Genomic DNA, 25,595 nt, shown 5'->3' with positions numbered 1-25,595 from the left:
ACGGGACAGTTAGGGAGATAAAGAATGACCACCACCGGCAAACAGCTTTTCACTACGCTTGAGGCAGATGGCACATTGACCGTCGAGATCGCCGAAAGCACCTTCCCCGATCCGACCGGCAACCAGGTCCTGGTCAAGATGGAAGCCGCTCCGATCAATCCGTCGGACCTTGCAATCCTGACCGGCGCCGCCGATTTCGAAAACGCCGAATATTCGCCCGGCAAGGTCGTCGCGAAGATGCCCGAGCCGTTCAACACCGGCTCCAAGGCGCGCCACGGCCAGCGCTTGCCTGCAGGCAACGAAGGCGCCGGCACGGTCATCGCCACCGGTGACAGCGACATGGCCAAGGCACTGATGGGCCAGCGGGTCGCGTGTGTCCCGGGCAATGCATTCAGCCAGTATGCAATTGCCGATGCCGCCATGTGCCTGCCGCTGGGCGACCACAGCTCGGAAGCGGGTGCATCGAGCTTCGTGAACCCGATGACGGCCCTTGGCTTCGTCGAGAACGCCAGGATGGACAGTCAGAAATCGATCCTGCACACCGTGGGCGCTTCGAACCTGGGCCAGATGCTCAACCGCATCTGCCTCGAAGACGGAATGGGTCTCGTCAATATCGTGCGCAAGGACGAGCAGGCGGAATTGCTCAAGTCGCAGGGCGCGACGCACGTGGTGAACTCGTCCGACAGCGATTTCATGAACCAGCTCAAGAACGCGATTGACGAAACCGACGCATTCTACGGCTTCGATCCTATCGGCGGCGGGCAGATGGTCGATACTTGCTTCAAGGCGATGGAGCAGGTCGCAGTGTCGAAGATGACCGAATATTCGCGCTATGGTTCCAACCAGCAGAAGCGCATGTTCATTTATGGCCGCCTCGATTTCGGCCCGACAACCCTGACCCCGTCCTATGGATTCGGCTGGACTCTTTCAGGCTGGCTGCTGACGCCGTTCTTGCAGAATGCGGGCATGGAAACCGTGATGCGGATGCGGACACGGGTGCTCGACAATCTGACGACCACTTTTGCCAGCCACTACAAGACCAAGGTCGATCTGGAAGGCATGCTGACCAAGGACGCCATTCTGGACTACCGCCAGATGAAGACCGGCGAAAAATACCTGGTCACACCGAACGGCTGATTCATCGGCCGTCGAAAGCGCTCTGGATGGCGGCGGGGTCGGTGATCCCGTTCGCCACCAGCAGTTGCAACAAGATGCGCGCTTTTTGCGGGTTCAGCGCCCGCCCTGCGACGAAGCGGTTCTCGGCATCCTCCGTCTCGCGGTCGACGAGACCCTCGTCCGCGCGGCTTGCCCTGACCACCGGAATGCCGCGCCGGGCAATCCGGACAAGCTCCTGACGCACCGGTTCGGGCATATTGCCTTCCCCCACGCCTGCGATGACGACGCCGCGCGTGTCATCTCCGATATGCCTTAGCAGCTCGCCTGCGCTAAATGCTGCGTGCATGTAGACGATGACGACCTCCGGCAAATCTTTGCACCAGCCGAATGCTGCAGCAGAGCCTTCACACCAAGGCGCGCCGAACCATTCGAGCGAGGACGGGGTCACAAGTCCAATGGATTCCCTCGGAAAGCCGCGAAAGGCGTCGGACCCGCGCGTCCTTACCTTACGCACATCGCGCGCCGAGAAAATGCGGTCGCCCATCACCACCAACACGCCCCGTCCGGCAGCCTGCGCATCGCTGGCGACGCGCACCGCATTGGCGAAATTTCTCAAACCGTCATAGCCAACTGCATCAGCCGGACGCATCGCACCCACGACGACCACCGGCTTGTCTGCGGGCACTGTCAGATCGAGCAGGAAAGCCGTCTCTTCGAGCGTATCGGTACCATGTGTGACGATGATGCCGCTGCAGGCGTCATCCGCAACGGCTTTCATAATTGCCGCATAAAGCTGGTTCCATTCGGCAGGCCCGATATCGGCGGAATCGATGTTGGCAATCTGCTGCCCTGAAAGTTCGGCCTCCAGCCCCAGGCCGCCGACCTTTTCCAGATATTCGTCGATGCCGATCTCGCCCGATCGATAATCCGGAGCGATCGCAGAGCCTGCAATCCCCGCGATCGTGCCGCCTGTGGCCAGTACAGTAAGGTTTTTACGCATGGGAAAGTCGATAGCGGCTGTAAAAGCGCGGGTCACGTCATGCTTTTTGCGATCGCCACTTGCGAAAGCATCACTCGCAGCTACGGTTTTTATGAGGGGGAGCGACTGCATGACGAAATCTACGGAAATGGAGCGCTATCCCAAGACCGGACTATTCCTGGAAGGCAGGCTGAGGCACGATCTTTCCGAAGCCGAGAAGGAAGAGCTGGAATCGCTCGTCTCCAAGGTGGAAACACACCCTGACGGCTACCGGCTGATCTCACGCGGCGATGTCTGTGACCATTCCACGATGCTGATCGAAGGTTTTATGCTGCGCACGCTGGATGCGGGCGACAAGCGTTATGGTGTGAGCTTCCATGTGCCCGGCGACTTTGTCGACCTGCACTGTTTCGCGCTCAAGCGCCTCGATCACAATATCGAATGTATCGGACCTGCAAAGGTCGGGTTGGTCCCGCATGAACGCATTGTCGACGTGATGAAGGACAGGCCGCATCTGGCGCGCTTGTTCTGGTTTTCCACCCTGCTGGATGCCGCCATGCACCGCGAATGGATCATGAAGCTGGAACAGCTCAAGGTGCCGCAGCGGATCGCGCATATCTTTGCCGAGGTCTGGTACCGTCTCGATATGGTTGGCATGGCGTTCCCGGATGGCTTCAAGACGCCGCTGACACAGTCCGACCTGGCAGACATGTGCGGCGCCACGCCCGTCCACGTGAACCGCGCCATTGGCGAGCTGCGCAAAAGCGGTATCGCCGAATTTCGCCGGGGTGAAGTGCGCGTGATCGACCGGCAGAAACTGGAATCCTTCGCCTGTTTCGAGAAGGATTATCTGTACAGCGAAGGGGCTCTTTCGCTGAGGCAGGATGGCCTTTAAGACATCAAATTATAACATATGACAAAGCACAGGGCCCTAAAAATGCGCCAACACCATCGAAAAGAACCTAAAGCTAACAAAGGTCAATAGACCCCGGTCCTGAGGCTTGCTTTACATTCGGGCAATGGACGCAATTCGTGGTGATATCAGGACAGCCGAGTTTCCCCTCACCGGTGCGTTCCTTGCTGGTCGATTGCGGGAACATCTCGGCGCCGATGACCTCCGCTACATCGAAAATCTCGTGGATACCGTGGAAGACCACCGCGATGGCACGCGCCTGCTTAAACGTGGCGTCGTTACCGACCACAGCACGATCCTGATCGAAGGGTATGTATTCCGCACCATGGAAGCTGGCGGCAAGCGCTACATCCTGGGTGTGAACGTACCCGGCGATTTCGTCGACCTGCACGGATTTGCACTGAAGCGCCTCGATCACAATGTCGATGCAGCAGGCGCCATAAAGGTTGGGCGGGTTAGCCATGCCAGCCTCCAGAAAGTCATGCAGGACCGCCCCAGGATCGCGCGCGCCATGTGGTTCGCGACGCTGCTGGACGCCTCGATCGATCGCAAGTGGATCCAGATCCTCGAGCAGCTCGATGCTCCCAAGCGGATCGCCCACCTTTTTGCCGAAGTGCAAACGCGGCTGAAATTGATAGGGCGCGACGCGCCGCGCGCATTGCGCACACCTTTCACCCAGATCGATCTTGCGGACATGTGCGGGGTCAGTGCGATCCATGCCAACCGCGCCGTAGGCAAGATGCGCGAACTCGGAATTGCGGAAATCCGCCGCGGCGACCTGTTTACAGACGATTGGGACCGCCTGAAACGCTATGCCCGGTTCGAGCCGGATTACCTCTATGGCGACGGCGCGCTCAAGTTTGATGAGGTGTGGGATTGATACTCGCGCTTGACGCTGCGCGAATCCACGCTAAATGCGCGCTTCTCCTTATCGGGGGCGCTTAGCTCAGTTGGTAGAGCATCTCGTTTACACCGAGAGGGTCGGCGGTTCGAGCCCGTCAGCGCCCACCACTATTCCCCGACAGCTTCACCGATTGCTTCGCGCGCTTCCGCGCTCGACCAGTCGTAATCGCCGCGGACCCGCCAGACTTCCTGCCCCATCGAATCGTACAGTATGGTCGTGGGCAGCGGCGTGTTGTCATAGAATGACCCGAGCTCGGCCTGCGGATCGATCCACGGCTCCAGATATTCGAAGTTGTTCTCGGCAAAATACGCCGCGACTTTTTCGGCCCCGCCCATATCCTGGCTCACCGTGATGACCTGCAACCGGTCACCATAGCCGGCCGCAAGATCATCCAGCAGCGGCATCTCTTTTTTGCACGGGGCGCACCATGTGGCCCACAGGTTGAGCAACACCGGCGTGCCCTGTTTCGCACCGAGATTAAGCTCACGCCCTGCAGGATCGCTCACATTGAGCAAGGGCATCAACTCGCCGGCATAGGTCCGGTCGATTTCGCTGGTTGCCATTGCCGAAGCACCGCTTTCTTGCACCTCGACCGGTGCGCTCCTATCGCATCCGGCGACGGCAACACCCAAGGTGACGACAAGCGTGAGCGATAAACGGGACAATCAAGGCTCCAATTCGATGTGGGGCGGCAGGTTCGCCGAAGGGCCTAGCGCGATCATGCGCGAAATCAACGCCTCGATCCCTTTCGACAAGGCGCTGTGGCGCGAAGATATCGCGGGCAGCCGCGCCCATGTCGCGATGCTCGCCAAACAAGGCATCGTCAGCGAAGCCGATGCCAGGGCCATCGATGACGGCCTGCAGCAAGTCGCCGCGGAATACGAACGTGACGGCGTTCCCGAAGACTGGGACCTCGAAGACATCCACATGACCGTGGAAGCGCGGCTAACCGAGATTGTCGGACCGGCCGCCGGACGCCTTCACACCGCACGAAGCCGCAATGACCAGGTCGCCACGGATTTCCGCATGTGGGTGCGCGCGGCCAATACTCGTGCAATCGCAGGCATCGATGCCGTGCTCCGCGCCTTGGTCAACCGCGCCGAGGAACACGCAGATACCATCATGCCGGGTTTCACCCATTTGCAGACGGCACAGCCGGTAACCCTTGGCCACCACCTGCTGGCCTATTTCGAGATGCTTAAGCGCGACCGTTCACGCTTTGCCGATGCCCTTGCGCGGATGGACGAATGCCCGCTGGGTTCGGCGGCACTGGCGGGGACCGGTTTCGATCTCGACCGCGATATGACGGCGCAGGCACTCGGTTTTGCGCGCCCGACACGCAACAGCCTGGATGCGGTATCGGACCGCGATTTCGCGATCGATTACCTGGTGTCGGCAAGCCAGTGTTCGCTTCACCTGTCGCGCCTCGCGGAAGAGTTCATTATCTGGGCCAGCCAGCCGTTCGGCTTCGTCAAGCTGCCCGATACGCTTTCGACCGGCAGTTCGATCATGCCCCAGAAACGCAATCCGGATGCAGCGGAACTGGTGCGTGGTCATGCCGGACGGATCATCGGCTGCACCACCAGCCTGATGATTACGATGAAGGGCCTCCCCCTCGCCTATTCAAAGGACATGCAGGACGACAAGCCGCCCGTGTTCGAAGCCGCTGGCCTGATCGACCTGTCGCTGGCCGCAATGGCCGGAATGGTCGCAGACAGCACTTTTCAGACCGCCCGTATGCGCAAGGCAGCAGAGGCCGGTCATGCCACGGCCACGGACCTTGCCGACTGGCTGGTACGTCAGGCTGACATTCCATTTCGCGAGGCCCATCATATTACCGGCTCCGCGGTCAAACTGGCCGATAGCAAGGGGGTCGCGCTGGATGGGCTGTCCCTCGATGACCTCAAGCCAATCGATGACCGGATCGACGAGCGGGTGTTCGAAGCGCTGTCGGTCGATGCGTCTGTTGCCGCCCGTGCTTCCTATGGCGGGACGGCGCCGATACAGGTAAGGCAGCAGGTGAAAGACGCCCGTAGCTGGCTGGAGAAGAATTGATGCGCATTGGCGCGGCCCTGATCGCTCTCACCTTGCTGGCTGGCTGCGGCCAGAAGGCGCAGCTCAAACCGCTGGACGGCAGCGCGCTGCCGCCGGCACCATTCGGCGCGGAAGTCCAGCCTGATGCCGACGATCTGCTCGAGCTAGACCCGCGAGCAGCACCAGATCGCAGCACCGAATTGCGCACCCGCTCTGAAGAGCGTGAGGATGACCCCTTCGACCTGCCTCCCGAATAGGTTGCAGGCCTTCAAGCAAGGCTTGCTCGACACGGCGGGGCCAATTGGGCAGAGCCGCTCGCCATGGACCATTTCCAGATCCGCGGCGGCGTGTTGCACGCCGAGAACGTAGCCCTCCCCGCCATCGCCGAGGCGGTTGGCACTCCTGTATATATCTATTCGCGCGCCACGCTTGAACGGCACGCGCGCGTTTTCAGGGATGCCCTGTCGGCTACTGGAAAACCGCACATCGCCTTTGCAGTCAAAGCCAACCCCAACCTTGCCGTACTGCGCGTTCTGGCAAACATGGGTTACGGGGCAGATGTCGTTTCCGGCGGCGAACTTACCCGCGCCTTGAAGGCGGGGATGAAGCCAGAAGACATCGTGTTTTCCGGCGTTGGCAAGACCCATGCCGAACTGCAACAGGGCCTTGAAGCGGGTATCGGCCAGTTTAACATCGAGAGCGAAGAAGAAGGCTACGAGTTGGCGGCCATCGCCCGCCGCTTCGGCTTGACGGCAGCCTGCGCCCTTCGCGTGAACCCTGATGTCGATGCGGGCACACACGAAAAAATCTCCACCGGCAAACGCGAAAACAAGTTCGGTGTGCCGATCGACCGCGCACCCGCCATCTACGCCGCCTTATCGCAGGAAGACGGCCTCGATATGCGCGGGATCGCCGTGCACATTGGCAGTCAGTTGGGCGATCTTGAACCTTTGGAAACAGCATTCGGCAAAGTCGGCACCCTGATTGGCGACCTGCGCGAAATGGGGTGCAAGGTGACTCACGCCGATCTGGGCGGCGGCCTCGGGGTTCCGTACAAGTCGGGCGAAGTCTTGCCGGCACCTGCTGAATACGGCGCGATGGTAGCGCGCATTACCAAGGACTGGAACGTCCAGTTGATGTTCGAACCTGGCCGCGTGATCGCTGGCAATGCCGGGGTCCTGCTGACGCGCGTCATCCGCGTAAAACGCGGCATCGAGCGGCCCTTCGTTGTCGTCGATGCGGCGATGAACGACCTCGCCCGCCCGGCAATGTACGGTGCGTGGCACGATTTCGAGGCGGTCGAGCCTGATGGAGAGCGCATGACCGCCCATATCGTCGGCCCGATCTGCGAAACCGGAGATACCTTTGCGATGGACCGCGAATGTGATGCGCTGGTTGCAGGCGAACTCGCTGTTTTTCGCACGGCCGGTGCCTACGGCGCAACCATGGCGTCGAGCTACAATTCGCGCGGTTTCGTCGCAGAGGTCCTCGTCGACGACGACAAGTTTGCCGTCGTGGCAGACCGGATCGCTGCGGGCGCAATCATGGACGCCGAGCGCGTTCCCGACTGGCTGACCTGATGCTGCATTCACTGCCGCTCTTTCACCGAATCAAGGGTAACCGCGTTGTTGTCGTTGGCCAAGGCGACATGGCAGCGGCCAAAGCGCGCCTCGTGGAACGTTCAGGCGGCATCCCGTGCGGCGAAACCGAGGCGCACCATGCGCGCCTGGCATTTGTCGCCCTAGAAAACGAGCGCGCTGCCGAAGCCGCAGCGCTGCGGCTCAAGCGGCTCGGATTGCTGGTGAACGTGGCAGACCAACCGGACCTGTGCGATTTCACATTGCCGAGCGTCCTGGAACGCGGGCCTGTACTGGTGGCAGTCAGCACAGGCGGCGCTTCTGCCGGGCTGGCGAAGCATCTCAGGCTAAGGCTTGAAGCTCTTCTTCCCGACAATCTCGGTGCGCTGGCGGAGGCGCTGTCTGCGGCCCGCGATGCCATGCGATCGCGCTTTCCCGGCAGCGATGACCGGCGCCGCGCACTCGATGCCGCGCTTGCCGAAGGCGGACCGCTTGATCCCTTCGTGCCGGGGAACGAAAGCCGGGTGGACGCCTGGCTTTCCCAAGGCGGGATACCAGCTTCGGATCAGACACTCGAGATCGTCCTCAGCAGCGACGAGCCGGAAGACCTGACAATTCGCCAGGCACGCGCGCTGGGCGAAGCGGATCATGTCCTCCACGACCCCGGCGTTTCCGAGGCTATCCTTATCCGAGCCCGTGCAGATGCCGCCCGGTACGAGCTGCCTTGCAGCGATCCGCCAGAAACCGGACGTATAGTAATCCTGCGGCGCTAGGCTGCTACTGCAACCCGCCGATTGGTGGTCACCCCGATCTCTGCGAAATAGCGCGACATCGCGACAGCAGTGCTGTCTGCCAGCGCGATATGCGCGCGGCGGCGATCGGCGGGATCTGGAATGCGCAGCAACAGGCCGCTGTCGACCATCTGCGCAACCCAGCGGAGCGCTGTCGTTGCCGGCACTCCCGCTGCAATGCACAGCGAAGTCACCGATACCATCTGGCACTCTGCGCGCGCGGCAGTGAGGTCGAGCAATATGTCCCATGCAGGATCCGCGAACAGGTCAGCGTCGAAAAACCGTGCGCGGGCTTGGCGCTGACGAATGAAACCGCGGATGGTCGCAGCGTCGGGCAAGCTTGGGCCGGCGCTTTCACTGGCGCTGGTGGTTGCCTGACCCTTCCATTCTTGCGTGGCCGCCTCGAGCCGGAACGCGCCTCCGCCTTCCCTCTGACCGGGCGAAAGGCTTTCCAGCCGCTGAGCCATCTGCCCGACCTGTTCTGTCAGGCGCAGCAGCAGCAGCCGGTCATCTTCGGCCAGTTCGCGCAGGCGCAGGTTCGGTACGTGGGCAAGAACACGGCCGATTGCCATGATCCTTTCAGCCCTGCCCGGATCGACTAGAATCTGCGCACCTGACAGGGCGAAACATCCGAACACGATATCGAGCGATTCCATGACCGTTGATACCACCAGATGCGCCCCGGATTTCCCGCATCTCACATCAAGCCGCGAAAGTAGCGCGGTCGTTGCTGCGTCCGCCTGGGCGCAATCGACAAGCACCAAGTCACCGAGCGCGCCGATCGACCCGCTACCAAATTCGTCCAATCCGCAGCATTCCAGAATGCGGAAACCGGCAGCCTCCGCATCGTCGCGCATTTGGGATCGTATACGCTCCCGGTCCGCAAGGATCGTGACACCAAGCTGACATCCGGCTCCGTCACACGCGGCTTCATAGGAAAAATCGGCTTGCACAGAATCGTCTCCAACACGTTCGATTAAGGGAACATGGTGAGAACAAATGAAGATCGTGTCAAGATTTTCGCTGGATTTTCAGGATTGATCGATCCTTCGGCGCCGGATCTGCAGCGGTGTCCTTAGTCAGAGCGCGGCCTGCATTGCCCTGCTTATCGACGCGGTCGCAAATGCCCCCCTACGGTGCTGAGCCCAATGCAGCCTACGGCCTGATATCGATCGGGGTGCCATTGGGGATCAGGGTCCACAATTCGGCGATCTCGCGGTTTGACAGTGCGATACAGCCATCGGTCCAATCCCCGGGCACCCGCGCATCGAACGGCAAGGCGTTGGGCTGCCCGTGCAGGAATATCAGCCCTCCGGGCGAGCGGCCCTGCGCCGCGGCATAGGCACGATCATCGGCATTGGGGTAATCGATGTAGAGGCTGAGATAATAGCTCGACTGCTCGTTGCCGTAGGTAATCGTGTAGCGCCCCTCAGGCGTTCGTTCGTCGCCTTCGAAACGTTTGTGGCCCACCGGTTCGTCGCCATATTGCAGCCCGCGATAGGTCCGGATTACCTCGCCCTTCTGGTAAACCCACAATGTCCGGTCGGACTTGTCGATCAGGACGAAATCGGCAAGCTCACCGTCCTGCGCCTGCTGTGCGCGAGCTTCCGGGACCGCCGGAGAACATGCACCGAGCCATAGCGCAGCGAGGAGGGGCAGAAAACGCATTATCCGCATTCTGCCATCGCCCGTCTAATCAGTCCATGAACGGATCGCGCATGAGAATCGTATCGTCGCGCTCGGGGCTGGTCGACACCAACGAAACCGGGGTTTCAATGAGTTCCTGAACGCGCTGGATGTATTTCACGGCATTGGCCGGCAAATCGGCAAAAGAGCGCGCTCCGGCGGTGGAACCCTTCCAGCCTTCCATCGATTCGTAAATCGGCTCGACTTCGGCCTGGTCGGCAGCATGGCTGGGCAGGTAATCGTAGACCTTGCCGCGCAGGCGGTAACCGGTGCAGATCTTCACCTCGTCCAGCCCGTCGAGAACGTCGATCTTGGTCAGGGCGATACCGGTGACGCCGCTGATCGAACAGCTTTGGCGCACGATGACTGCATCGAACCAGCCAACGCGGCGCTGGCGGCCGGTCACTGTGCCGAATTCATGGCCCCGTTCGCCAATTCCCTTGCCGATGTCGTCATCAAGTTCGGTCGGGAACGGACCGCTGCCAACGCGGGTGGTGTAGGCTTTGACGATGCCCAAAACATAACCGGTGGCATTCGGGCCGAGCCCGCTGCCCGCGGCCGCAGTGCCGCTGACAGTGTTGGAGCTCGTGACGAAGGGATAGGTGCCGTGATCGATATCGAGCAGCACGCCTTGCGCGCCTTCGAAGAGGATTTTCGCGCCCGCCTTGCGGACTTTCTTGAGGCGCTTCCACACCGGCTGCGCGAATTGCAGCACGAACGGCGCAATCTCGCGCAAATCGGCGAGCAGGCGCTCCCGGTCTACTGGCGGTTCGTTGAAACCGGCACGCAGCGCATCATGGTGCGCGCAGAGGCGGTCCAACTGCGGCTCGAGGCTGTCCAGATGGGCCAAGTCGCACACGCGGATTGCACGGCGGCCGACCTTGTCTTCATACGCGGGGCCGATGCCCCGGCCGGTTGTACCAATCTTGCCAGCCCCGGCCGCTGTCTCGCGCAATCCGTCGAGATCGCGGTGGATGGGCAGGATCAGCGGGCAATTGTCCGCCACGGCCAGATTTTCGGCATTGATGCTCACGCCCTGACCTTCGAGCTTTTCGACTTCGGCCTTCAGCGCCCAAGGGTCCAGCACCACGCCATTGCCGATGATCGACAACGTGCCCGAAACGATACCCGAAGGCAGCAGGGACAGCTTGAAGACGTTTCCGTCGATGACCAGCGTATGGCCGGCATTGTGGCCGCCCTGGAAACGAACGACAGCGTCGGCACGGCTCGCAAGCCAGTCGACGATCTTGCCCTTGCCTTCATCGCCCCACTGGGCGCCAATTACGGTTACATTGGCCATTGAAAAGCTACTCGCGATTTACGGATGCACAAACGCGCGTCGCACTAGGCGCTTGTGCAGCACGGGGCAAGGCAGATCGGGGAAACTTCGGGGCCACTTCTCCATTGGTATCGCAAAGGAGACCTTATGACCGACTACCCCACCCTCAATATGAATGATGGCCGCCAAATTCCCCAGCTTGGTTTTGGTACATGGCAAATCGAAGACAGCAAAGTCGCCGAGCCTGTCTCTACAGCAATCGACGTCGGCTACTGGCTGATCGATACTGCCGCAATCTACGAAAACGAGCGCGGCGTGGGCGAAGGTGTGGGCGAATGGTCCGACATTTTCCTCCAGACCAAGATCTGGAACGAGAGCCAGGGTTACGACCGCTCGCGCAGGGCGGCCGAAAAATGCCTCGAGCGCCTTGGCCGCGATCATGTCGACATGTTGTTGATCCATTGGCCGTGCCCCGATCGGGGCGAATATCTGAACACGTGGAAGGCCTTCATCCAACTGCGCGAAGACGGCCTTGCCAAATCCATCGGCGTGTCGAATTTCCGCGAGAATGAACTGCGCCGGCTGATCGAGGAAACGGGCGTGACGCCTGCGATCAACCAGATCGAGCTGCATCCCAGCTTCCAGCAGCGCGAACTGCGCAAGGTTCACGAGGAACTCGGCATTGTGACGCAGTGCTGGTCGCCGCTCGGCCAGGGCGAGGATATGTCAGACGACACCATCCAAGCTATCGCCGAGGAAACGGACCAGCCTGCCAGCGCTGTCGTCATCCGCTGGCATATCCAGCATGGCCTGTCGGCTATTCCGAAGGCCAGCAGCCGCAATCATATCGAGGCCAATTTCAAGGCGCTGTCGTTCGAATTGTCCGCAGACCAGATGTCGCGCATCGACGCACTCGACAGCAAAGATGGCCGGAAAGGCCCCGATCCGAGCGATATTTCCTGACTTAGAGGGGTTTGGGCGTGCCGTCTTCAAGGCGGTGCGTGCATCCCAAAGAAACAGGGTCATCGCTGTCCGAGAGCGCAGCCACTGTTCGCCAGCCTTCACCGCGAAGGCTGGCAGCAGCCGCGCGGTCATGGTCCAGCGGGAGGAACACGGTGTCGCGCGTCGGTATCTCGGCAGAACCAAGCGCTTCGAGCATCGGATCCATGTAGAGCGAGAACCCGGTGGCCGCTTCGTCGCTTCCCTTGATCGAATAGGTTCCGCCCCGGCCAAGCGCGCTGCGCGAAGCGTCGCTTAGGAGCGTGAAACCAAACCAGCTTTGATAGCCGAAACCGTGGCGTTCGGACGGGTCGAGCGTAAGGCGCACCCGGTCACCCAATATTGCGGCGACCTCTCGAAGCGCATCGATCCGGCTTGCAAGCACGCCGCCTGCATCCAGCGCAGACAGCCGCTCCAGCGATTCTTCGAAAGGTCCTGCCGCATAAAGCAGTGGCAGGTAGGCTTCCCCGCCGACCGCCTTCAGCCCGCCGGCATCCTTCATATCCAGTTCGCGGCGAACTGCTTCGCGCTGCTCATGATCCAGCGGAAGCGCATCTTCGGCGAGCGTGTCGACGAGATCGGGCATGGTGAAATCAACTGAAAGCCCGGTCGCCCCGGCAGATTCCAGCGCATCAAGAGCGACGGAGACCGCCTCTGCCGCCGCGGCAACGCTGTCACTTCCAACAAGCTCGGCACCCAGTTGCAGCCGCTGGCGTGCGGGATCGAGCTGGTCGGCCTTGATCGTCGCGACTTCGCCCGCATAGCAGAGCCGCAGAGGACGTGGCGCCTCGCGCAGGCTGGTCGCAGCGATGCGGCCAACTTGCACGGTCATGTCGCTGCGCAAAGCCAGCGTCCGCAGGCTTTCAGGATCGGTGAAGCGCACCATGCGGCGCGTCGCCACCCCTTCCATCCGCCCAGCGAGCGAATGTTCGAACTCGACAAGCGGCGGACGAACACGGTCATAACCATGAGCGTCCATCGCGCCGAGGACCTGGCGCATAGCGCGGGTGATTGCGGCCGCGCGCGCGGGCAGCGCATCTTCGAGGCCGATGGGCAGGAGATCGTCAAGTTGGGTCATCGCGGCGCCCCCTGCCCTATCACGGCTCAGAATTCCAGCGGGATAACGGTCTTCACGCCTTGCAGCGCGCAGGCCTTGCTGACGACATCCTGCGGGATCTTCTGGTCGACGCTGAGCAATAGTGTCGCCTCGCCGCCTGCCTCGCGGCGGCCAAGGTGGAAGGTGCCGATATTGATACCGTTTTCGCCCAGCAGCGAACCGATCCGGCCAATGAAGCCGGGTGCGTCTTCGTTGACGATGTAGAGCATATGGCCTTCAAGCTCGGCCTCGATGCGCACGCCGAAGATTTCGACCAGGCGCGGTGCATCGCTGCCGAAGAGCGTACCGGCCACCGAACGGTCGCCGGCGTCGGTGCCCACGGTTACCCGCAGCAGTGTGTTGTAGACTCCTTCCTTTTCGTGGCGGATCGAGCGGATATCGAGCCCGCGTTCCTTGGCGAGATAGGGCGCGTTGACCATGTTCACCGTGTCCGAATACTGACGCATCAGACCGGCCAGGACAGCGCCCTCGATCGGCTTGCCCGAAAGCTGCGCAGCGGCGCCTTCCCGCTCGATGCTGATTTTAGTCAGATTGCCGTGCGCAAGCTGGCCCACCAGGCTGCCGAGATTTTCGGCAAGGCCCATGTAGGGGCGCAATTTCGGTGCTTCTTCTGCCGATAGGCTCGGCATGTTCAGCGCATTGCTGACGCCGCCATTGACGAGATAATCCGCCATCTGCTCGGCCACTTGGAGCGCGACATTGACCTGCGCCTCGGTCGTGCTGGCGCCCAGGTGCGGGGTGCAGATGAAATTGGGCTTGCCAAACAGCGGACTTTCGGTGGCCGGTTCAGTCTGGAAAACATCCAGCGCAGCGCCTGCGACCTGCCCGCTGTCGAGCGCCTCTGCGAGGGCATTTTCGTCAATCAGGCCGCCTCGCGCGCAATTGACGATTCGCACGCCCTTCTTGGTCTTGGCGAGGTTTTCAGCCGAGAGGATGTTGCGCGTCTCGTCGGTGAGCGGAGTGTGCAGCGTGATGAAGTCAGCGCGCGCAAGCAGCGTATCGAGATCGACCTTTTCCACGCCGATTTCGACAGCGCGCTCTTCGGTCAGGAACGGATCGAAGGCGATGACCTTCATCCGCAAACCTTGCGCGCGGGCAGCTACGATCGAACCGATGTTGCCGGCACCAATCAGGCCCAGCGTCTTGCCGGTTACCTCTACACCCATGAAATCGCTCTTGGGCCATTCGCCAGCCTGGGTGCGGCGGTCGGCTTGAGGAATCTGGCGTGCAAGAGCCATGATCATTGCGATGGCGTGTTCGGCGGTCGTGATCGAGTTGCCGAACGGCGTGTTCATCACCACCACGCCCTTGCCGCTGGCATAGGGGATATCGACATTATCGACGCCAATACCGGCACGGCCGATAACCTTGAGATTGGTCGCGGCATCGAGGATGGCCGGAGTGACCTTGGTCGACGAGCGGATGGCAAGGCCGTCATAGTCGCCAATTCGGGCGATCAGTTCGTCGGGAGTTTCGCCGGTGATGACGTCGACATCGCAGCCGCGCTCTTCGAAAATCTTGGCGGCATTCGGGTCCATCTTGTCGGAGATGAGGACTTTGGGTTTGCTCATGACGGAATTTTCCTGTCGTTTCCCCGGCTGATGGCCGAGGCAATAGTAAGGGGGGAAGAAGGCGGCGGCCCGAAGCGGGCCGCCAGCCGGATCAGCCGTTCTTGACGGTTTCGTAAGCCCATTCGATCCACGGCAGGAGGCGTTTCAGGTCCTCCTGCTCGACCGTACCGCCGCACCAGATGCGAAGCGACGGCGGGGCATCGCGGTAGCCATTGAAGTCATAGCCGACGTCGCGCTCTTCCAGCAGCTTGACGATTTTCTTGGGAACACCGGCCTTGTCCTCGTCGGACAGGCCATCGTACCAATCGCCCTGGAAGACCATGCACACGCCGGTGTTGGTGCGCTTGGCAGGGTCGGAGACCATGTTTCGCATCCACGGCGTGGCCTCGATCCAGTCGGTGACGATCTTGGCGTTGGCATCGGCGCGTTCGAACATCGCCTTTCGACCGCCCATCGCCTGCGCCCATTCGAGCGCATCGATATAATCTTCGGTCGCCAGCATGGACGGCGTGTTGATCGTGGCGCCTTCGAAGATGCCGCGATTGATCTTGTCGCCTTTCTTCAGGCGGAACAGCTTGGGGAGCGGCCATTCGGGATCGTATTCCTCGATCCGGTTCACCGCCTTGGGGCTGAGCACCAGCATTCCGTGCTGGGCTTCGCTGCCCATCACCTTCTGCCAGCTGTATGTCGTCGCATCGAGCTTGGCCCAGTCCATCTCCATGGCGAAAATGGCGCTGGTGGCATCGTTGATGGTCACACCTTCGCGGCTTTCGGCCAGCCAATCGGTGTTCGGGATCTTCGCACCGGAAGTCGTGCCGTTCCAGGTAAAGACGACATCATTATCCTGCGGGATCGACGCCAGATCGGGAATTTCGCCGTAATCGGCATCCATCGTGGTCAGCTTGGGCAGCTTGAGCTGCTTTACAGCATCCTGGATCCAGACGTTACCGAAGCTTTCCCAAGCCGCGACGGTCGCGGGGCGATCGGGGCGCAGCATCGTCCACATCGCGCATTCCAGCGCGCCGGTGTCCGAGGCAGGCATGATGCCAACAAGGTAATCCTCGGGCACGCCGAGCATTTCCTTCGACAGGTCGATGGCATATTTCAGCCGCGACTTGCCGAGGGCGCTGCGATGCGAGCGTCCGAGCGATTCGGTTTTCAGATTGGCGGCAGACCAGCCATTGTGCTTGGCGGTCGGTCCGGACGAAAAAAACGGGCGCTCAGGTTTGAGCGTAGGTTCAGTCATGTATTCTCTCCTTGCAGAGAGCTCGCGCGGCGTTGGGACCGCGTGGCCCATCGGCGGCAATAATGTTGCGGTGCAGCGAGTCAATGCGAAATAGGTATGCGTCAACAAATCGCGGGTTCGTAAGAGAAGCGCCCTCTCGCCAAATTCGTTCCGGTTGCCTAAAGCCCCGGACGATGAACGTGACCGACCTTCGCATCGCGCTGCTGAGCGGGAATTACAATTATACCCGTGATGGGGCGAACCAGGCGCTCAACCGGCTGGCCGAATACCTCTTGCGGCAAGGGGCCAAGCTTCGCGTCTATTCGCCGAAGGTGGAAGACCCCGATTTCGAGGCGACCGGCGATCTGGTCAATGTGCCAAATGTCCGGATGCCTATCAAAGGCCGCGGCGAGTACCGCCTCCCGCTCGGCCTTGGCAGCAAGGTCAGGGAAGACCTCGCCCGTTTTGCGCCCAACACGATGCATCTTTCTTCGCCCGATCCCTCGGCGCACAAGGCGCTCAAATGGGCGCGGTCCAACGACATCCCGGTTCTCGCCAGCGTGCATACGCGGTTCGAAACCTATCCGCGCTATTACGGACTCGGATTCCTGGAGCCGGTGATCGAGTCTGGCCTGCGCCGGTTCTATAATCGCTGCGATGCATTGGTGGCCCCGTCTGAAAGCCAGATCACCGAGCTCAAGGCGCAAGGGATGCATGACGATATCAGCATCTGGTCGCGCGGCGTGGACCGGGATGTGTTCGATCCATCCAAGCGCGATATGGAATGGCGGCGCGCCAACGGCCTGGCGGATGACGATGTGGCGATCGTATTCCTGGGACGCCTGGTCATGGAAAAGGGCCTCGATGTCTTCGCCGACACCATCGTCGAGCTTCGCCGCCGACAAGTTCCGCACAAGGTGCTGGTTATCGGCGACGGTCCGGCACGCGGCTGGTTCGAGAAAGCGCTGCCGGGGGGCACATTCGTCGGCTTCCAGACGGGCAAGGATCTGGGGCGCGCGCTTGCAAGCGGCGATATTTTCTTCAACCCGTCCATCACCGAAACCTTCGGCAATGTGACCCTGGAAGCGATGGCCTGCGGTTTGCCGGTCGTTGCGGCAGGTGCGACGGGGGCCGCAAGCCTCGTCAAGGACGGCGCAACCGGCCAGCTGGTGACGCCGAGCAAGACGGATGCCTTCGCAAAAGGCTGCGCAGAGGCGCTCGCCCCCTATTGCACCGACGATGCGCTAAGGCTGGCGCACGGGGCTGCCGGCGAACAGGCGGCGCGCGCGTACAGCTGGGATGCGATCAATCAGGCAGTCGTCGAAACATATTTGCGGCTGCACGAAAACCGCGCAGCCGCGGGCTAAAAGCGCCTACCGCAACACCGACGCGCCGATCATCCTGCGCGTGTACAGCAGCAGGAAGACGGTGATTACGGTGATCACGAAACTGAAAATAATCGGCGTCGTGGGATCCGTCATCTCGGGCATCGGATTGGTCCACTGATGGATCATGCCGAAGATCAGTCCCAGCAATGAAGCAGCGAAGGCGGTGAGCGCATGACGGCTTCTCAGCAATAGCAGGATCGATCCGGCCACCGCGCCCCATACTCCCAGCCCCCAGGCGATGTTCGCCCAAAGGGGCATCGCGTCCATGTACGCGATGGCGGCATCGACCGAGACCCCGGTGGGCTCCATCATGCCGGCGAGGTACTCGCGATTGCCCGTCTTCGACATCAAGTAGTCGTAAGCACCAAAGCCGTTCCATAGCAGCGATACCAGCCCCACCACCCAAAGGTGCCACGGCGTTTTGCTTGCTGTATCCATGAAGTCCTCCCCTTTTGCAGACCCTCCGCCAGCGAGATTAGCGCGCCCGGCGGAGTTTCTGCAAGCCGGGGCCGCTCAAAGCCGTTCGATCTTCTTTGCCAGATCGTCCACAAGGTCCACGATCTCGCGGATCGTATCCTCTTCCAGCTTGCCCGAGCGCGCACGGTTCTTCAGCACGTTGGCCAGATTCCCGACGGCGCGAAACATTTCGGGCGTGGCATAGGCGCGGCGGCGTTCGCCGTAGCCCGCAAGCCGGTCGAACAAGGCCTCGACCTCGTCATGGCGCTCTTCCAGTTCGGCCCGCCCGGCGTCCGTGGCCTCGAACGCCTTGCGCGTTTCATCACCTTTGGCCTGCGCGATGGCGCCCTCGTCCTCGAGCAGAGAGAGGGTTGGATAGACCGTGCCTGGGCTCGGCGCATAGCTGCCGCCGGTCAGGTCTTCGACGGCCTTGATCAACTCGTAACCGTGGCGCGGTTCATCGGCGAGCAGCTTGAGCATCACCAGCCTGAGCTCGCCCGAGCCGAACATCCGGCGACGACGGCGCCCCCCGCCGTCTTTGCCGAACGGTCCGCCGGGTCCGAAAGGACCGCCCCGGCCGAAAGGTCCGTCCGGGCCGAACGCATCTTCCCAGCCGCGGCCGCTCGCGCCCATCGCAGCTGCGTAGGGCCATGCGCCCAGCTTGCTCATTTTGCGCATCTTGCGCCATTTGTCTGCTCTGTGCATTGCGCACTCCTATATCTTCGATAGCTCTAAGATATATCTTAACTGTGATTCCGCAAGTGGCCCCTGCAATTTGTCGGCGAACGTCCTATGTCAGCCGACCAATGGCTGACCTGTTTCCAGACGACCTTCCCCAGCGATCCGCAAACGATAGCGTGCGCGACGATGCGCCGCTCGCCGATCGGCTGCGCCCGGTTTCACTCGACGAGGTTATCGGGCAGGACCACCTGACCGGGTCCGAAGGTGCCATTGGCCGCATGGTGGCAGCGGGCCGCCTTTCCAGCATGATCCTGTGGGGACCGCCCGGCACAGGCAAGACGACTATCGCGCGGCTGCTGGCCGACAGCGTGGGAATGCGTTTCGAAAGCGTCAGCGCGGTGTTTTCCGGGGTGGCCGACCTCAAGAAGGCGTTCGCCGCTGCCGATACCGCTGCCAAGGCGGGACAGCGCACGCTGCTGTTCGTGGACGAAATTCACCGTTTTAACCGCGCCCAGCAGGACGGTTTCCTGCCCTTTGTCGAACGCGGCACGGTCACGCTGGTCGGCGCGACTACGGAAAACCCCAGCTTTGCGCTGAACGCAGCTTTGCTCAGCCGGGCGCAAGTGCTGATCCTGCAGCGGCTCGGCCGCGACGCACTCTCCCTGCTGATCGAACGGGCAGAGGAGCTGGAAGGCGCCCTTCCATTGACGCCTGCAGCCCGCGACGCGCTGGTCGCATCGGCCGACGGGGATGGCCGCTTCCTGCTCAATCAGGCCGAAACGCTCTACAATGCAAAGATCGAGAAACCTCTCGATCCTGCGGCACTGGGCCAGTTCCTTCAGCGGCGCGTGGCGGTTTATGACAAGGACCGCGAAGGCCATTACAATCTAATCTCCGCGCTTCACAAGGCGGTGCGCGGCAGCGATGTTCAGGCTTCGCTCTATTACCTTGCGCGGATGCTGACAGCCGGTGAAGAACCGCGCTTCCTTGCCCGCCGGCTCGTGCGCATGGCGGTCGAAGACATCGGCATGGCCGACCCGCAGGCGCTGGTACAATGCATGGCCGCCAAGGACGCTTACGAATTTCTCGGCAGTCCCGAAGGCGAGCTGGCGCTCGTGCAGGCCTGCACCTACCTCGCCACCGCACCCAAATCGAATGCAGTCTATAAAGCGCAGAAATCCTCGTTCAAAAGCGCGAAGGAAACCGGCAGCCTGATGCCCCCGCAGAACATCCTCAACGCACCTACCAAGCTGATGAAGGATATCGGTTATGGCGCAGGCTACACTTACGACCATGACGCGGGCGAAGGCTTTTCCGGTGACAATTACTGGCCCGACGAAATGGAGCCGCAGACCTATTACGAACCAGTCGAGCGCGGGTTCGAGCGAGATGTGAAGAAGCGCCTTGATTATTGGGACAAGCTGCGGCGCGAGCGTGAGTAGGTTCCGCCAATTCCTGGCGGTCGACTGGTCGGGCGCGAAAGGTGCGCGCCAGAAAGGTATCGCGCTGGCGTTTGCTGATGGTGCCGGCGGACCGCCGGTGCTGGTTGAACGGGGCGCTGGCTGGGGCCGCGAGGATGTGCTGGAGGTTCTGCGCACCGACCTGCCGCAGGACACGCTGGTCGGCGTCGACTTGGGCATCGCCCTGCCCCATGCCGATTGCGGGGCGTTCTTTCCCGAAAACACGGTCCTGTTGCCCGATGCCCCTGCGCTGTGGGCACTGATTGACGATCTTTGCGCAGATGAGCCGAACCTTGGCGCGCAGCCCTTTGTCGACCATCCCGACTACTGTCCCTACTTCCGCGATGGCACTTTGACGGGTGCGCATTTCCGGTGCGACCGGGCCGATCATGGCCGCGGCCGCTTCCGCGTCACCGAACACGCCCAAGCGGACATGGGCTGCAAGCCTTACTCGAACTTCAACCTGGTGGGCGCGGCGCAGGTCGGCAAATCCAGCCTGACCGGAATGCGGATGCTCCATCGGCTGCGCGGCCAGCTGCCCGTGTGGCCAGTTGATCCCAAACCGGCAAAAGGCTCCCTCCTCGTCGAAATCTACACCAGCCTCGCCGCCAAAGAGGCGGGCCGAAGCGCTTCCAGGGCAAAGATGCGCAGTTTTGAAGATTTGAACGCAGCATTGGCGGCGCTCGGCTCGCCCACAGTCTCCGGTGAAGGACCCATCGACGATCATGCCTCCGACGCCCTGCTGACAGCAGCTTGGCTGCGCAAGGTCGCCGACGAGCCGCAGCGCTGGGCTCCGCAGGCGCTCACGCCCCAGATCGCCCGCACCGAAGGCTGGACCTTCGGCGCGCTCTAGATTTGCGGCGGCCGTCCGCTGAACACAGACCAACCCGTTTTCAGGGCAATGGACGACAGGGCCTTTGCACCGAGCATACTAGTGCCTGCGCGGTTCAATCCCGGTGACCATACAGCGATGGAAGCCCTGCCCGGAACGCTGGCAAGAATGCCCCCGCCCACGCCAGACTTGCCCGGAACGCCGACCTCGAAAGCAAACTGGCCCGAATTGTCATAGTGGCCGCACAGCAGCATCAGCGCGTTGATCCGGCGCGACCGGCTGGGCGAACACATTTCCTGGCCCGTCACCGGATCGGTCCCGTCGAACGGCAGGAAGAGGGACGATTCGGCCAGTTGCCGGCAGCTCATCGCCAGCGCGCACTGCCGGAAATAGACCGACAGGACATCCTCGACCGGGTTCATGAGTCGCCCAAAGTCGGCCAGGAAATACGCAAGCGAGCGGTTGCGTGAACCCGTCTCGCTCTCAGACCGCGCGACGTCCTCATCGAAATTGATCGATTCGTCTCTCCCCATCCGGCGAAGGCGGCTCATTAGGTCGCCGACCGCTTGTTCCGGTGTGCGGTCATCGACAAATCTGTCCGTGGTCACGATCGCGCCAGAATTGATGAACGGATTGCGGGGAATACCTTTTTCCCGCTCGAGCTGGACGATCGAGTTGAAGGGATCGCCCGACGGTTCCCTGCCCACTGCTTCCCACAGGCCGGGACCGTGTCGCTCCAAAGCCAGCGCAAGGGCAAACACCTTGGAAATCGACTGGATCGAAAACTGCTCGTCAGCGTCTCCGGCGCAAAAAACCTCGCCTTCACGCGTTGCCAGGGCGATGCCGAACTTCCTGGGATCCACCAAGGCCAGCGCCGGTATATAGCGGGCCGGATTGCCGCTTCCGCGCTCGTCCGCCAGTTCATTCCAGGTCTCTTCGACGATGCGCTGCAAATCCATGATCGGGGCGATAGGCGCGCCTTTCCTCACCCGCAAACCGGAAGTGGGTTTACGTAGGCACGAAATTATCGCAAAGGCGCGCTCGCAACATGCCGCAGCGCATCGTTGCATGAGATGTGGGCCGGCTTAGCTCAGTTGGTAGAGCAGTTGATTTGTAATCATCAGGCCGCGGGTTCGACTCCTGCAGCCGGCACCACTCCTGTGGGACGTCACTGAAGCTTGGACAGTTTCCAAGTTCTTTGGACACTCCGACTTCTAAAGGGCAGCACAGATCCAGAGAGCTGTGACCGCTTTGCGCCCTCATCCTTGCCGTTCAGCGTTTGAATGGCCGGTCCTAAAAGCAGCCATCAAGCGGTCTTGACCAACCCGGCGCGCTCGCCGACCTCCCGCGCATCCAGCGCTGTGCGCGGCCTGCGGCTCTCGATCTTGCGTACCAGCAACTCCTTGCCCGCATCGGTGGTGATCAGCGTCTCGGAGAAATCGCCCTTGATGTCGCCCACCTCGCCCTGCGCCAGGTGCCACGGCCCGTCGCCCGCAAACGGCCAGCGCGCCTCACCGGGACTGCGCCGCCACAGCTCGTGCACCCCGATCAGCCTCTCTTCCAAGTCCTCAAGCGTGGAAGGAACGCTGGAAGGCCCCTTGGAAGTAAATGCCAAGCCGCCCGATTTGCCGGTTTCTCCAATATTATCAGTATATTCCATTCCATTCTTCCCTTCGACAAGAGAGAGGTTGGAAGTAATGGAGGTAAATTTCAGGGTAATGGCGCTGCAAACCATACTATGGTTTCTTGTGCGGAGTTGCCCGAATTTTGCTTCCACGACTTCCAAACGAAGACAAGCGCCTGAAAAGACGCGCTTTATTTACTTCCATTCCTGTTTCCGCTTCGCCTCCGCCACGCGGGCGGTGGAAGCGAGCGGGGATAGCTTCGCCAGCCTGATTGACTGCGGCGCACACCTCGAAGCAACCATAGGAAATGGCAAAGACCGACAATCCCGCCGACAAGCCGATCGATTACAGCACGGCCTTTGCTACGGCCCGCAGAAACGCGCTTTTCTGGGGTGCTGCCACGCTGCTGATCGCGTGCGGCACTGCCGGTACACAAGATGACGTAGCCTTGTCGGCGATCATGGCAGGGCTGGCATTTGATCCGAATTTCCTGACGCTCGCCAGCATGGCGACACTTGTATTCATGCTCGCCGGCTAAGCGTGCGCCTGTTGCGCACTAAAGTCGGCAAGCACGGGCGGACCGCAATTTGCGAGGCATCCCTCCGAAACTTTGAACGTCGGTTTGTCAAAGCTTCGGCGTACGCGCCGCAGCTGCAGTGCCACCCAACCTCTGCCCTCAAGCAGCTTCGAAAGATGGGTGTTACGCCAATCAACGACTTTGGTAGCGAAAACGTCAAATTCGTCTCGCGGGAAGCGGTCGAACGTTCTGTCGGGTTGGAATTGGAAACCCTTTCCATTCTGGAGGAGCTCCGCGCCATCCAGCATGAACTCAGAAGTTCATTGGCCGCGAATTCAATCCCCGCGACCGCTAGCATTGTAGCGGATCCTGCGATCACGGTCCGGGCAACCACTGGTCGTTGGTCATTTCATGTCGAGATTGAGGAATTGTGTGCAACGCTCAGGGCACACTTTCGGGCGGGCAAAGAGTACGGGCGGCTGAAGAAGATCGCTTCCATTGGCTGTAAGCCCGAGAAAATTTGGCCAGGCGCCTCTGTTCTACAAATACCGAGCGGTGGCTTCGAAATCGTTGACCGGCATCGAATGTCGAAACGTGAGAGTGAGGAAGCCCAATCGTTGGCTGACCTTTGTGTGCGCCGCAGCCTAGAGCTGCATCGATTGCTTTGAAATCCGACCGTTCGACAGCTTTGGGGCCGTTAGCTGACCGTCCGCTATTGGCCCCTTTTGTCGAGAAGCTGCCTGTCAGCTAACGACCCGGTTTGCGACATTTCCTCGCCTAGGTTCGTCTCCCGAAACCGGCCATTCGATAGGACAGAACCTAAGGGCCCGGCATGGGGAGAAGGCACTTGGCGGATATCTAATCCAGCAGGAAATCCGCGACCTCCCGAACGAATTGCGTCGAGGCAAGTTCTCTACCCAAGAGCAGGTGGTTATTGCTGTTGACGCTCAAGAAGCGAGCATGGGGTATCTGCGAAGCCATATTTACACCGACAGCAAGAGGGATACGTTGATCCCGTTGAGAATGAACGACCAGTGTCGGACACTTAACCTTCGCTAGGCTATGTCTAACGTCGAGTGTGGAAAAGGCTTCTAGAAACCTCACCGCATTCTCTGGTGAAGTCGTCAAGCGTTGAAATTCGTCGAACCACGCCAATTCATCGACTGTCGCATCCGGCATGAAAGTTTGCGAGAACATGTGACGATAGACGGGATTGTCGCGTCCCCAACCCGTTTCAGTGAGCACCATCACGGCTTCGCGTTCGCGCACTTCCTCTTCTTTCGCGGTGTGCCGCCAACCGCACGGATAGCCACCGAAGAGGATCAGCTTGCTAACCCGCTCAGGATAGCGCGCTGCGAATTCAATGGACACCGCAGCGCCCTGACTGATGCCGAGCAGAGGAAATGTTTCCAAGCCTGAAGCATCGGCAACCAGCTTTAGGTCATCGACGAAGCTCTCGAAATCGATTTCGGGGACTTCCCAATCGGATAGACCACAACCACGCTCGTCATAACGAACGAGATGAAAGGATTTCGCCAGCTCCCGAAAAAGTGGACTCCAGATCGGTGCCTCCCAGTCCAATTCCAGATGATTTAGCCAGTTCGCGGCCTTGATAAGCGGAGGATTATCCCTTCCGCCTACACTTGCCCATGCAATGGAGGTTCTATCCTTTGCCTGCACAAAGCGAATAGATTGCCGCGGCGCTGCAGCCTTCATTGCCAGCCCGACGGTCGGTGCGGGTCCCGGCGCGGACAGGCTCTCTCTGGAAAAACCCGGTGTAGGCAACCCTGCTTCGCGGAAACTTCGCTGGAGGTCTGCAGTGAGTTGTACAGCTTGGGCTTCCATCCCGATTGCACGTTTGGAAGCAACTGCATTTTCAGCCGCCTCGTAATCAAACGGGGCCTCGTTCAGCCAGCGTTCGGCCCACCTGTCCCGATCTGTAGTCGAAAGCTGGTCTGCCAATGCCACACGCTTGGCAATTTCAAATCGCATTCTCGAGAGCTCGTTGCGCTGCTGACCAAGCCAGATCATGAAATCCGCTTGGTTCGAGAGTTCGCAGTCTTCCAGCAATTCGCTGCCGGACATGTCCCATGCCTTTATCAGATCATCGATACCTCCAGCGGGATTTCGAATGGCCTCTCGAACTGACAAATAGTCAACCGCGGCATCTTTCAGTTCGAGATGCACACTTTGTCGATCAGCCAAGAGCCTCTCGTGACCATCCGAATTTAGGACGGTGCGCAGCTTGCTGAGCGACCAGCGGAGAGATGCTCGCGGATCATCAGGTATTTCCCAGAACATATCGCATAGCGCCGAGCGGGTATGTGGACCTGTCTCGATAGCCAGAAATGCGATGAGCGCCCTCGTCTTGCGTGATGCAGGAAGCGCAATGCTCTTTTCATATTCGCTCACGGAAACTGAGCCAAGGAGATCAATCTGAAGCAT

General features: G+C 60.8%; 26 protein-coding genes and 2 tRNA genes. 15 read left to right on the top strand and 13 right to left on the bottom strand.

Annotated features, from left to right (window positions below):
- Nucleotides 1–24: 24 nt before the first annotated feature.
- Nucleotides 25–1,137: a zinc-binding dehydrogenase gene (locus tag K3166_RS03070; protein ID WP_221423234.1), complete on the top strand. Its 1,113-nt coding sequence runs from the start codon at nucleotides 25–27 to the stop codon at nucleotides 1,135–1,137.
- A gap of 1 nt (nucleotide 1,138) precedes the next feature.
- Here the strand turns inward: K3166_RS03070 and K3166_RS03065 are convergent, their stop codons facing one another.
- Nucleotides 1,139–2,116 (bottom strand): asparaginase, encoded by a 978-nt coding sequence (locus K3166_RS03065; RefSeq protein ID WP_221423233.1) that lies wholly within the window; start codon nucleotides 2,114–2,116, stop codon nucleotides 1,139–1,141.
- Nucleotides 2,117–2,225: 109 nt separating this feature from the next.
- Here K3166_RS03065 and K3166_RS03060 point away from each other — a divergent pair, with 109 nt between their 5' ends.
- The 3 genes from K3166_RS03060 to K3166_RS03050 all read left to right on the top strand — a co-directional run bounded on the left by K3166_RS03060 (nucleotide 2,226) and on the right by K3166_RS03050 (nucleotide 4,019).
- Nucleotides 2,226–2,990: a Crp/Fnr family transcriptional regulator gene (locus K3166_RS03060; RefSeq protein ID WP_221423232.1), complete on the top strand. Its 765-nt coding sequence runs from the start codon at nucleotides 2,226–2,228 to the stop codon at nucleotides 2,988–2,990.
- A gap of 124 nt (nucleotides 2,991–3,114) precedes the next feature.
- On the top strand, nucleotides 3,115–3,888 hold the full coding sequence (locus tag K3166_RS03055; RefSeq protein ID WP_221423231.1) for a Crp/Fnr family transcriptional regulator: 774 nt from the start codon (nucleotides 3,115–3,117) through the stop codon (nucleotides 3,886–3,888).
- 55 nt (nucleotides 3,889–3,943) lie between these two features.
- A tRNA-Val gene (locus tag K3166_RS03050) sits at nucleotides 3,944–4,019 on the top strand.
- On the opposite strand, the gene K3166_RS03045 is transcribed toward K3166_RS03050, so the two are convergent.
- Nucleotides 4,020–4,577 carry a TlpA family protein disulfide reductase gene (locus tag K3166_RS03045; protein ID WP_221423230.1) on the bottom strand — a complete coding sequence of 186 codons (558 nt, stop codon included), beginning with the start codon at nucleotides 4,575–4,577 and terminating at the stop codon, nucleotides 4,020–4,022.
- A 16-nt stretch (nucleotides 4,578–4,593) separates the two neighbouring features.
- On the opposite strand from K3166_RS03045, the gene argH reads away from it, so the two are divergent.
- The 4 genes from argH (at nucleotide 4,594) to K3166_RS03025 (ending at nucleotide 8,296) form a co-directional block, all read left to right on the top strand.
- The gene (gene argH / locus K3166_RS03040) at nucleotides 4,594–5,967 is read left to right on the top strand and encodes an argininosuccinate lyase (RefSeq protein WP_221423934.1); all 1,374 of its coding nucleotides are present in this window, start codon (nucleotides 4,594–4,596) and stop codon (nucleotides 5,965–5,967) included.
- Complete coding sequence (locus K3166_RS03035; protein ID WP_221423229.1) at nucleotides 5,967–6,203, top strand: hypothetical protein; 237 nt, start codon at nucleotides 5,967–5,969, stop codon at nucleotides 6,201–6,203. Before argH ends, K3166_RS03035 begins: the two co-directional genes overlap by 1 nt.
- A gap of 63 nt (nucleotides 6,204–6,266) precedes the next feature.
- Nucleotides 6,267–7,526 (top strand): diaminopimelate decarboxylase, encoded by a 1,260-nt coding sequence (gene lysA, locus K3166_RS03030; protein ID WP_221423228.1) that lies wholly within the window; start codon nucleotides 6,267–6,269, stop codon nucleotides 7,524–7,526.
- Nucleotides 7,526–8,296: a precorrin-2 dehydrogenase/sirohydrochlorin ferrochelatase family protein gene (locus K3166_RS03025; RefSeq protein WP_221423227.1), complete on the top strand. Its 771-nt coding sequence runs from the start codon at nucleotides 7,526–7,528 to the stop codon at nucleotides 8,294–8,296. Before lysA ends, K3166_RS03025 begins: the two co-directional genes overlap by 1 nt.
- Here the strand turns inward: K3166_RS03025 and K3166_RS03020 are convergent.
- The 3 genes from K3166_RS03020 to K3166_RS03010 form a co-directional block, all read right to left on the bottom strand.
- Nucleotides 8,293–9,171 (bottom strand): helix-turn-helix domain-containing protein, encoded by an 879-nt coding sequence (locus tag K3166_RS03020; protein ID WP_247714704.1) that lies wholly within the window; start codon nucleotides 9,169–9,171, stop codon nucleotides 8,293–8,295. The two genes, K3166_RS03025 and K3166_RS03020, sit on opposite strands and share 4 nt — an antisense overlap.
- Nucleotides 9,172–9,469: 298 nt before the next feature.
- Nucleotides 9,470–9,982, bottom strand: a complete 513-nt coding sequence (locus K3166_RS03015) for a L,D-transpeptidase family protein (protein ID WP_345719138.1) — start codon at nucleotides 9,980–9,982, stop codon at nucleotides 9,470–9,472.
- Nucleotides 9,983–10,010: 28 nt separating this feature from the next.
- Nucleotides 10,011–11,300, bottom strand: a complete 1,290-nt coding sequence (locus tag K3166_RS03010; RefSeq protein WP_221423224.1) for an adenylosuccinate synthase — start codon at nucleotides 11,298–11,300, stop codon at nucleotides 10,011–10,013.
- Between the two features lie 126 nt (nucleotides 11,301–11,426).
- Between K3166_RS03010 and K3166_RS03005 the strand changes: the two genes are divergently transcribed.
- Nucleotides 11,427–12,242: an aldo/keto reductase gene (locus K3166_RS03005; RefSeq protein ID WP_221423223.1), complete on the top strand. Its 816-nt coding sequence runs from the start codon at nucleotides 11,427–11,429 to the stop codon at nucleotides 12,240–12,242.
- A gap of 1 nt (nucleotide 12,243) precedes the next feature.
- Here the strand turns inward: K3166_RS03005 and K3166_RS03000 are convergent, their stop codons facing one another.
- The 3 genes from K3166_RS03000 to K3166_RS02990 form a co-directional block, all read right to left on the bottom strand.
- Nucleotides 12,244–13,356 (bottom strand): ATP phosphoribosyltransferase regulatory subunit, encoded by a 1,113-nt coding sequence (locus K3166_RS03000; RefSeq protein ID WP_221423222.1) that lies wholly within the window; start codon nucleotides 13,354–13,356, stop codon nucleotides 12,244–12,246.
- A 26-nt stretch (nucleotides 13,357–13,382) separates the two neighbouring features.
- On the bottom strand, nucleotides 13,383–14,966 hold the full coding sequence (gene serA, locus K3166_RS02995; RefSeq protein WP_221423221.1) for a phosphoglycerate dehydrogenase: 1,584 nt from the start codon (nucleotides 14,964–14,966) through the stop codon (nucleotides 13,383–13,385).
- Nucleotides 14,967–15,057: 91 nt separating this feature from the next.
- Nucleotides 15,058–16,212, bottom strand: a complete 1,155-nt coding sequence (locus K3166_RS02990) for a phosphoserine transaminase (RefSeq protein ID WP_221423220.1) — start codon at nucleotides 16,210–16,212, stop codon at nucleotides 15,058–15,060.
- A 173-nt stretch (nucleotides 16,213–16,385) separates the two neighbouring features.
- On the opposite strand from K3166_RS02990, the gene K3166_RS02985 reads away from it, so the two are divergent.
- Nucleotides 16,386–17,558, top strand: a complete 1,173-nt coding sequence (locus K3166_RS02985) for a glycosyltransferase family 4 protein (RefSeq protein WP_221423219.1) — start codon at nucleotides 16,386–16,388, stop codon at nucleotides 17,556–17,558.
- A 6-nt stretch (nucleotides 17,559–17,564) separates the two neighbouring features.
- Here K3166_RS02985 and K3166_RS02980 read toward each other — a convergent pair whose 3' ends face one another.
- Nucleotides 17,565–18,017: a hypothetical protein gene (locus K3166_RS02980; RefSeq protein ID WP_221423218.1), complete on the bottom strand. Its 453-nt coding sequence runs from the start codon at nucleotides 18,015–18,017 to the stop codon at nucleotides 17,565–17,567.
- Between the two features lie 75 nt (nucleotides 18,018–18,092).
- Nucleotides 18,093–18,740: a PadR family transcriptional regulator gene (locus K3166_RS02975; protein WP_247714703.1), complete on the bottom strand. Its 648-nt coding sequence runs from the start codon at nucleotides 18,738–18,740 to the stop codon at nucleotides 18,093–18,095.
- Between the two features lie 101 nt (nucleotides 18,741–18,841).
- Between K3166_RS02975 and K3166_RS02970 the strand changes: the two genes are divergently transcribed.
- Nucleotides 18,842–20,158 (top strand): replication-associated recombination protein A, encoded by a 1,317-nt coding sequence (locus K3166_RS02970; RefSeq protein WP_221423217.1) that lies wholly within the window; start codon nucleotides 18,842–18,844, stop codon nucleotides 20,156–20,158.
- Nucleotides 20,151–21,029 (top strand): hypothetical protein, encoded by an 879-nt coding sequence (locus K3166_RS02965; protein WP_221423216.1) that lies wholly within the window; start codon nucleotides 20,151–20,153, stop codon nucleotides 21,027–21,029. The genes K3166_RS02970 and K3166_RS02965 overlap by 8 nt, the downstream gene beginning before the upstream one ends.
- On the opposite strand, the gene K3166_RS02960 is transcribed toward K3166_RS02965, so the two are convergent.
- Nucleotides 21,026–21,967 (bottom strand): glutaminase, encoded by a 942-nt coding sequence (locus tag K3166_RS02960; protein ID WP_221423215.1) that lies wholly within the window; start codon nucleotides 21,965–21,967, stop codon nucleotides 21,026–21,028. The two genes, K3166_RS02965 and K3166_RS02960, sit on opposite strands and share 4 nt — an antisense overlap.
- 120 nt (nucleotides 21,968–22,087) lie before the next feature.
- Between K3166_RS02960 and K3166_RS02955 the strand changes: the two genes are divergently transcribed.
- Nucleotides 22,088–22,163 (top strand) — tRNA-Thr (locus K3166_RS02955).
- Nucleotides 22,164–22,314: 151 nt separating this feature from the next.
- On the opposite strand, the gene K3166_RS02950 is transcribed toward K3166_RS02955, so the two are convergent.
- On the bottom strand, nucleotides 22,315–22,668 hold the full coding sequence (locus K3166_RS02950) for a hypothetical protein (RefSeq protein WP_221423214.1): 354 nt from the start codon (nucleotides 22,666–22,668) through the stop codon (nucleotides 22,315–22,317).
- Nucleotides 22,669–22,940: 272 nt separating this feature from the next.
- Here K3166_RS02950 and K3166_RS02945 point away from each other — a divergent pair, with 272 nt between their 5' ends.
- Both K3166_RS02945 and K3166_RS02940 read left to right on the top strand, forming a co-directional pair.
- Nucleotides 22,941–23,171 carry a hypothetical protein gene (locus K3166_RS02945; protein ID WP_221423213.1) on the top strand — a complete coding sequence of 77 codons (231 nt, stop codon included), beginning with the start codon at nucleotides 22,941–22,943 and terminating at the stop codon, nucleotides 23,169–23,171.
- Between the two features lie 155 nt (nucleotides 23,172–23,326).
- Complete coding sequence (locus K3166_RS02940) at nucleotides 23,327–23,818, top strand: hypothetical protein (RefSeq protein ID WP_221423212.1); 492 nt, start codon at nucleotides 23,327–23,329, stop codon at nucleotides 23,816–23,818.
- Nucleotides 23,819–24,008: 190 nt separating this feature from the next.
- Here the strand turns inward: K3166_RS02940 and K3166_RS02935 are convergent, their stop codons facing one another.
- A complete protein-coding gene (locus K3166_RS02935; protein ID WP_221423211.1) occupies nucleotides 24,009–25,595 on the bottom strand; it encodes a bifunctional AfsR/SARP family transcriptional regulator/alpha/beta hydrolase in 1,587 nt (528 codons plus the stop codon).

The sequence above is a fragment of the Qipengyuania psychrotolerans genome (assembly GCF_019711355.1).
Classification (GTDB): Bacteria; Pseudomonadota; Alphaproteobacteria; order Sphingomonadales; family Sphingomonadaceae; genus Qipengyuania; species Qipengyuania psychrotolerans.
The sequence above is the reverse complement of the archived record's forward strand: the minus strand, read 5'-3'. Positions and strand labels throughout refer to the sequence as shown.